Below are 7,767 nucleotides of genomic sequence, written 5' to 3'. Positions count from 1 at the left end.
AAAAGCTTAATTGTTTTGTTTCATGTTTCATGTTTTAGTCTGTTGTGTTTAACTAGGAATCTGAAATCTGAAACCTGAAACTTGAAACTTGAAACAAAAAAATAATAAAATATAAACGCCCCATATTTGGGGCGTTTTTTGGCATGTATAATGAACAAGTTTACTTTTTATCTATTCTATAAAGTCTTCCTTGGTCGGTAACGGCGTATAATGCTTCATCTTTTCCTTGAGTAATATCTCTAAATCTTTGTCCTTCTCCAGCCAATAATCTTTCTTCTCCAGCTACTTTATTGTCTTTAAAAGCTAAACGCACAATATGCATACCGCTCAAAGCACCAATAAAAAGATTATTCTGCCATTCAGGAACACGGTTTCCAGCGTAGAAAGTCATACCACTTGGCGAAACAACAGGATCCCAATAATAGACAGGCTGTTCCATTCCAGTTTGCTGCGTAATTCCTTCTCCAACTTTCGTACCACTATATTCAATTCCGTAAGTAATTGTTGGCCAGCCGTAATTTGCTCCAGCTGTAATTCGGTTAATTTCGTCGCCGCCTCTTGGACCGTGTTCGCTTTGCCATAATTCGCCCGTAGTTGGATGAATTGCCAATCCTTGCGGATTTCTGTGTCCAATGCTATAAAGTTCTGGTAAAGCTCCCGTTTGTGTAAAAGAAGGATTTCCTGGCGCTGCTTGTCCGCTAGTTGTGATACGCACAACTTTACCCAAACTACTCGTTACAGCTTGCGCCAATGGACGAGTTTCTAATACAGATCTTTCGCCAATGCTTACAAATAAATTTCCAGTTTTGTCAAATAAAACTCGACCTCCGTAATGCAGTGTGCTAGCGTTTGGTGTATTTGAACGATAAATAACCGTTACATTTTCAATCGCTTTTTCATCGTCTGAAATTCTGCCTTTCGCGACAGCGGTAATATTTCCGCCAGCAACTACTTCAGAAAAAGCCCAATAAATCATTCGGTTAGTAGTATATGCAGGATCAAGGCATATTCCTAATAAACCACCTTGACTATCAGGATTAACAGCAGGAACGCCAGTTAAGGCATTGCTGATAACTCCTGCTTGAGTTACGATTTTAATTTTTCCAGCTTTTTCAGTAACCAAAAGACGTCCGTCAGGAAGATAGGCAACTCCCCAAGGAGCGCTTAAACCGTTGGTGATTACTTTAGATTCAATTTCGGTGGTCGTTTGAATGCTTCCTGCACGTGTTTGTCCAGAAAATGCTGGTTTATAAGTAGTGTTTGCAGTTCCAGTTTCTACAGGAGGTCCTGTTGGTCCGACATTGGTGTTGTCTTCTTTGTCGTTATTAGAACAGCTGCTCAAAGCTAGAATTCCAGCAAGAAGAAATATACTTTTTCGAATTATCATAATGCTTTCATTTTGGTGGTTAAAAATAAATTTTTGCATTACCGAACATTTCTAAAAAGAATAGAGATTCATTAAAAACCGAAATGGTTAATTTCGAGGGAATACTCTGTTTTATTTTCAATTAAGAATGCCTAAATGCTCACGCTATTTTTTATGAAGCAGATGAATTTCAAAAAACAGAAATTAAACTTCTTTTGGAAAGCATTTAGTGGGACATGCCTTATTGGAACGAAAAATTGCTACATAATATTGCCACGAAAGGAAGGTTTGTTCTTTTCTTAGCAGAAATTTAACGTTCCAAAATTCAAGAAGTATTAAGCTGAGGTCTTGCCTTTAAAGGTTTTTTTAAAGGCTTTTTAATTTTTTCATGAAGACTGGAAAAACTTCATTTAGTTCTTCAAAAAGAGGGTTTTTGCGATTTTTTATTTTGATTTCGCTGAATAATTTTAATCCTAAAGCAAACTGAACAGCTTCAGATTCGTTTGCGAAAATGTTTTTAGACTTTATTCTTTCAATAATTCCAAAGATTTCGTCGTGATTGTCAAATTCTATTCCGAGTTCTTTTGCCGGTTCGGTTTCACCGTTTGCATATTCCTTAAGACTTAAGGTTAAGTAATATTTGTTTGATCTTTTTTCCATGATTTTGTAATTCTTATTCTAAATTTATTTCAGCCATTTATCAACTAATGTCTTAAAGGCTTCTTTATATTGTTCGCCAACCGTTATTTCTATTTTATCAATAAAAATGGAGTTTTTACTAATGGCGCTTATTTTATCTAATGAGACAATGAAAGAACGATGTACGCGCATAAATTTTGAAGAAGGAAGTTTTTCTTCTAAAGCTTTAAGCGAAATAAGAGACATTAAGGCTTTCTGAGAATCTTCAAGATGCACTTTTACATAATCTTTTAAACTTTCAATGTAGGTAATATCTTTTAGCGAAATTCTTACCCATTGATATTCAACTTTCAAAAAGATAAACTCATCATCGGCGGCGATAGTAGTAAAATTATTATTGGCTTCTTCAGAAAGCTGTAAAACTTTGCTCGAAGCGCGCAGGAATTCTTCGTAGCTGAAAGGTTTCAAAAGATAATCTACCGCATTAACTTTATAACCTTCAATTGCATAATGATTGTAAGCCGTAGTAAAAATAATTTTTGGCAAAGGTCCAGGCTGATCTTGTATTAATCTTGCCAATTCCATTCCGCTTAAATTAGGCATATTAATGTCTAAAAAAACAAGATCTGGTTTTGTTTCCCTGATAAGTCCCATTGCATCGACAGCATTGTCGCAGGTCGTAATTAATTCTAAAAACGGAGTCTGCTCTATAAAGGTTTCTACCAGTCTTAAAGCCAATGGTTCGTCATCTACTGCTATACATTTTATTACTGTCATTGCTCTAAATTTATCTTCAATTTAATTTTATATGTTCCGTGATCGGTAACTCCAAAAGAAATAAAATGCTGATTCGGATAAATCAATTGCAGTCTTCGTTTGGTGTTGGTTAAACCAATTCCGCCTACATCAGAAACTGCTGTTTTTTCAAAATAAGTATTTTCAACTTCAAATTCGAGCTCGCTTCCATTTTGCGTAAGCTTAATGTAAATTTCACTTTTATCGGTGGCATGAACACCATGTTTAAAAGCATTTTCTACTAAAGGTAGTAATAACATCGGAACAATTGGATAATCATGTATTTTTTCAGGAATATCGGTTGTAATCGTTAGTTTGCTATTGGCACGAAGTTTCATTAATGCAATGAAATCTCTCATAAATTCAGCTTCTTTCAGCAACGTTGTTTTTTCTTCTGTGCTGTAAAGCAAATAACGCATCATACGGCTCAAAGTGTGAAGGGCATTTCTAGAATCTTCAATATCGGTATAAGTAAGTGAATAAATGCTATTAAGCGAGTTAAAGAAAAAATGTGGATTGATTTGTGCCTTAAGCATTGCAAGTTCCGCAGCCGTTTTATCCTGTTCTAACTTTTGTTTATGCTGAGCCGCTTTCTGCCAATATTGTAACATGGCCCAACTTGTGCTTATTCCTAAAACAAGCAAACTGAGCATTAAAACGTAATTGTCAAAATAAGGATTTTTATATTTTTTGAAACCTAGAATGAGACTTATTTTGTTATGAAGATCAGTTTGTGAAGTATAAAAATAGGCAATAACCTGCATGGCAAAAATCGTAATAAAAGCCCAAACTAGAAAAGGAGAAGTATTGTCTTTAAAAATGGTTCTTGGAACTATAATTCTTGCATTTGAATAAAAAATGATAATCAATAAAACCAATAAGGTTATTTGCCAAAGCCAAAAAGCACCAGGAAGAACTACATTCCAAGTTAAAGGTATGTAAAACAGCATTATAAATCCTAATAATACCCAGCTCAGTATGTGTAATCCGGTAAATAAGTAAGGTCTGAAAAAGCTTGGTCCCATTGTAATTCTTGATATTTATGGACAATATTACATTTTATTCAAATACAATTTTTTGGTAATCGCTAAAATGGGATTTAGAGTCTCTAAAAAGCATTTTAGAGCCGATAAGACAAAAATTAAACACTTGTTTAATATTTTAAATAAAACCATCGGTTCTCATCTTGCCTTTATCGATTGTCTCTTGCTGTTCGTCTATTTGAAAAATTTCGTATCTTATATTTTATTTCTTTTGTTCACATATAATCGATAATTACACATTTTTCACAATGACTAAGCAATCATTTTTAAGCATCCTCGCAGCATCACTTATTATCGCTTCTTGCGGTAAAAATGATAAATCGGCTCAAGCCGGAGGTGCGCCGCAGATTAAAGAATATAAGACTGTGACATTACAGCTAAAATCAGCGACATTAAACAGCGATTTTCCTGCTAGTATCCAAGGACAGCAAAATATAGAAATTCGCCCAAGAGTTGAAGGCTATATTGATAAAATTTTTGTTGATGAAGGTGCTGTAGTAAAAGCAGGACAGCCATTATTTAAAATCAGCGCTCCAGAATATGAGCAGCAAGTTCGTACTGCAACAGCAAGCATTAAAAGTGCTCAAGCAGAAGTAAGTACAGCAAAACTGGCTGTAAACAAAGTGAAGCCATTGGTTGAAAAAGGAATTATCAGCAAATACGATTTAGAATCGGCTCAATATACTTATGAGTCAGCTTTGGCATCTTTAGCGCAGGCAAATGCAGCTTTAGTAAATGCTAAAGTTAACTTAGGTTATACGACTGTTACAAGTCCTGTAAATGGAGTTGTAGGTTCAATTCCTTTCCGTTTAGGAAGTTTGGTAAGTTCTAATACAGCCGAACCTTTAACAACAGTTTCAAGTATTGGTAATGTATACGCTTATTTTGCAATGAATGAAAAAGTACTGCTAAATTTTACTAAAGACGCAGGAGGTTCATTAAACCAAAAAATAAAAAGCATGCCAGATGTTTCTTTGCTACTTTCTGATGGTTCGACTTATGATCAAAAAGGAAAAATAGAAACCGTAAACGGATTAATTAATACAGAAACAGGTACTGTAAATTTTAGAGCTCGTTTCCCAAATCCAAAAGGAATTATCAGAAGCGGAAGCAGTACTACAGTGCAAATTCCGAACTATGTTAAAGACGCCATTATAATTCCTCAAAGTGCCACTTTTGAATTACAAGATAAAATGTTTGCAGTTGTTGTAGGAAAAGACAAAAAGACAACAAATGCTAATATCACAGTATTGGACAACTCAGCAGGAAACTATTATGTGGTAACAAGCGGTTTAAAAGCTGGAGATGAAATCGTATTAGAAGGAGTAGCTTCATTGAAAGAAGGAACTGAAATTAAACCTAATAATCAAAGCCAAGAAGCAGTTTACGCCGATTTAAAATAAAAAAAATGTTTAAAAAATTTATACAAAGACCCGTACTCTCGACGGTAATATCTGTTATTATCGTCATATTAGGTGTTTTAGGCCTAATTGAGTTACCGATTTCTCAATATCCGGATATCGCGCCACCGACGGTAAACGTTGCGGCAAGTTATACTGGAGCCAATGCAGATGTGGTACTTAAAAGTATCGTAATTCCGCTTGAGGAGCAGATTAATGGTGTAGAAAACATGACTTACATGACTTCTACAGCAACAAATGACGGAAATGCTTCAATCAAAGTTTTCTTTAAAGTAGGAACAAATCCTGATTTAGCAGCGGTAAACGTTCAGAACAGGGTTTCTAGAGCAACAAGTTTATTGCCAGTAGAGGTAACTCAGGCTGGGGTTACAGTAACCAAAAGTCAGAGTAGTAACTTGTTGATTTTCTCTTTATATAGTGATGATAAAGCTTACGATCAGACGTTTCTTCAAAACTATGCAAAGATCAACCTTGTACCGCAGATTCAGCGTGTAGTTGGGGTAGGAGACGTAACGGTTTTTGGTGCTAAAGATTACTCGATGAGAATCTGGCTAAAACCAGACATAATGCAGCAATACAAACTGATTCCAAGCGATATTTCGGCAGCTTTAGCAGAACAAAATATCGAAGCGGCACCAGGTAAATTTGGTGAAAACGGAAATCAGGCATTTCAATATGTAATTAAATACAAAGGACGTTTAACAAGTGCTCAGGAATTTGGAGACATTGTTATAAAATCTGTTGGAAATGGACAGATGTTAAGACTTAAAGATGTGGCCAAAGTTGAATTGGGATCATTAAGTTATTCGTCAACTATTAAAACAAATGGAGTAGAATCGGCAGCAATGGCAATTAGCCAGACTCCTGGATCTAATGCTCGTGATGTAATTATCAATTCTAAAAAACTGATTGAAGAAGCAGCGAAGAGTTTTCCAAAAGGAATGAAGTACACTATTATGGTGGACGTTAACGAGAACTTGGATGCTTCTATTGAAAAAGTAATTCACACTTTGGTTGAAGCCTTTATATTGGTTTTCATCGTAGTATTTATTTTCCTTCAAGATTTTAGATCGACTTTAATTCCAGCAATTGCAGTTCCAGTTGCGATTGTGGGTACATTTTTCTTCCTGAATTTATTCGGATTTACGATCAACTTATTGACGCTTTTTGCAATGGTACTCGCCATTGGTATTGTGGTCGATGATGCGATTGTCGTCGTCGAGGCTGTTCACGCCAAACTCGACCACGGATATAAATCGGCTAAAAAAGCTACTATTCATGCGATGGACGAAATTTCGGGGGCGATTATTTCGATTACCTTAGTAATGGCTGCGGTATTTATTCCAGTAACCTTTATTAATGGATCAACTGGGGTATTCTACAAACAATTTGGTATTACGCTTGCTGTTGCGATTATTCTTTCGGCGGTAAACGCCTTAACTTTGAGTCCAGCTTTATGTGCGCTTTTATTGAAACCACATGCTGATGACCATAAACATAAAAGCTATTTACAGCGTTTTTACACTTCATTTAACGTGGCATTCGATAATGTTACGGCACGATACAAACGTTCTGTAAGTTTCCTTTCTGCGAAAAAATGGATTGCATTGGCTTCTATTGTAATTGCTGGTGTAGCGTTGGTTTATATGATGAAAACTACGCCATCTGCTTTCGTTCCTTCAGAGGATCAGGGAACTGTTTTTGCCAATATTAGTTTACCGCCATCGGCTTCTATGGAACGTTCTGATATTATTGCTAAAAGAGTAGATAGTATTGCTAAAACAATTCCTGGAGTTAAAAATACACTTCGCATTGTTGGACAGAACTTTACGGCTGGGGCAGGTAGTGCTTACAGTATGGTAATTGTAAAATTATACCCTTGGGATCAGCGTGACCTTAGTGTTGATGATGTAATCGGACAGCTTTTTGCAAAAACAAGCGGTATTCGCGAAGCAAGTATTTTCTTTATTTCACCTCCAACTATCCAAGGTTTTGGACAAAGTGGTGGATTCGAATTCCAATTGCAGGATAAAGGAGGACATACGACTTCTGAGTTTTATAAAGTGAATAATGAATTCTTAGCAAAATTATCTGAGCGTCCAGAAATTCAATATGCGACAACGCCATTTAACCCTGGTTTCCCTCAGTATATGATGGATATTAATTTAGCGAAAGCGAAAGACGCGGGAGTTTCTGTAAATACTATTTTATCGACCATGCAAGGTTATTACGGAGGATTGTATGCTTCGAATTTCAACAAATTCGGAAAACAATATCGTGTAATGGTTCAAGCAGCTCCAGAATTTAGAGCGAATACAGAAGGATTGAATAAAATTTTCGTTCGAAATAGTGCTGGAAACATGGCGCCAATTACTGAGTTTGTAAAAATGACGAGAGTTTTTGGACCAGAATCTATTTCGAGATTTAACTTATTTACGTCAATTTCGATTACAGGAGCACCAAAACCAGGTTACAGTTCTGGAGATGCTATTAAAGCAATTCA

6 protein-coding genes are annotated in these 7,767 nt (G+C 35.8%); 2 read left to right on the top strand and 4 right to left on the bottom strand.

All coding sequences use genetic code 11. The features are described 5' to 3' along the window. Positions 1-160: 160 nt before the first annotated feature. The 4 genes from B3J44_RS21190 to B3J44_RS21175 form a co-directional block, all read right to left on the bottom strand. Positions 161-1,387, bottom strand: a complete 1,227-nt coding sequence (locus B3J44_RS21190; protein ID WP_286971269.1) for a PQQ-dependent sugar dehydrogenase — start codon at positions 1,385-1,387, stop codon at positions 161-163. Between the two features lie 345 nt (positions 1,388-1,732). Further along, positions 1,733-2,026, bottom strand: a complete 294-nt coding sequence (locus B3J44_RS21185) for a DUF3861 domain-containing protein (protein WP_286971268.1) — start codon at positions 2,024-2,026, stop codon at positions 1,733-1,735. Positions 2,027-2,050: 24 nt separating this feature from the next. Then, complete coding sequence (locus B3J44_RS21180) at positions 2,051-2,782, bottom strand: LytR/AlgR family response regulator transcription factor (protein WP_286971267.1); 732 nt, start codon at positions 2,780-2,782, stop codon at positions 2,051-2,053. Continuing rightward, positions 2,779-3,825 (bottom strand): sensor histidine kinase, encoded by a 1,047-nt coding sequence (locus B3J44_RS21175; protein ID WP_286971266.1) that lies wholly within the window; start codon positions 3,823-3,825, stop codon positions 2,779-2,781. The genes B3J44_RS21180 and B3J44_RS21175 overlap by 4 nt, the downstream gene beginning before the upstream one ends. Positions 3,826-4,091: 266 nt before the next feature. Here B3J44_RS21175 and B3J44_RS21170 point away from each other — a divergent pair, with 266 nt between their 5' ends. Together B3J44_RS21170 and B3J44_RS21165 are read left to right on the top strand one after the other, a co-directional pair. Then, positions 4,092-5,246 (top strand): efflux RND transporter periplasmic adaptor subunit, encoded by a 1,155-nt coding sequence (locus tag B3J44_RS21170; RefSeq protein WP_286971265.1) that lies wholly within the window; start codon positions 4,092-4,094, stop codon positions 5,244-5,246. A gap of 5 nt (positions 5,247-5,251) precedes the next feature. Then, positions 5,252-7,767, top strand: a 2,516-nt coding sequence (locus tag B3J44_RS21165; protein ID WP_286971263.1) for an efflux RND transporter permease subunit, incomplete at its 3' end; no start/stop codon positions are given.

This window comes from Flavobacterium sp. UBA4854, from assembly GCF_002399805.1.
In the GTDB taxonomy this organism is placed as follows: domain Bacteria; phylum Bacteroidota; class Bacteroidia; order Flavobacteriales; family Flavobacteriaceae; genus Flavobacterium; species Flavobacterium ginsengisoli.
This window is presented reverse-complemented; position numbering and strand designations above follow the sequence as displayed.

Excerpts from the sequence above, each read along its gene's own strand:
- B3J44_RS21170 (WP_286971265.1), top strand. The coding sequence starts at position 4,092 with ATGACTAAGCAATCATTTTTAAGCATCCTCGCAGCATCACTTATTATC.
- B3J44_RS21185 (WP_286971268.1), bottom strand. The coding sequence starts at position 2,026 with ATGGAAAAAAGATCAAACAAATATTACTTAACCTTAAGTCTTAAGGAA.
- B3J44_RS21175 (WP_286971266.1), bottom strand. The coding sequence starts at position 3,825 with ATGGGACCAAGCTTTTTCAGACCTTACTTATTTACCGGATTACACATA.
- B3J44_RS21190 (WP_286971269.1), bottom strand. The coding sequence starts at position 1,387 with ATGATAATTCGAAAAAGTATATTTCTTCTTGCTGGAATTCTAGCTTTG.
- B3J44_RS21180 (WP_286971267.1), bottom strand. The coding sequence starts at position 2,782 with ATGACAGTAATAAAATGTATAGCAGTAGATGACGAACCATTGGCTTTA.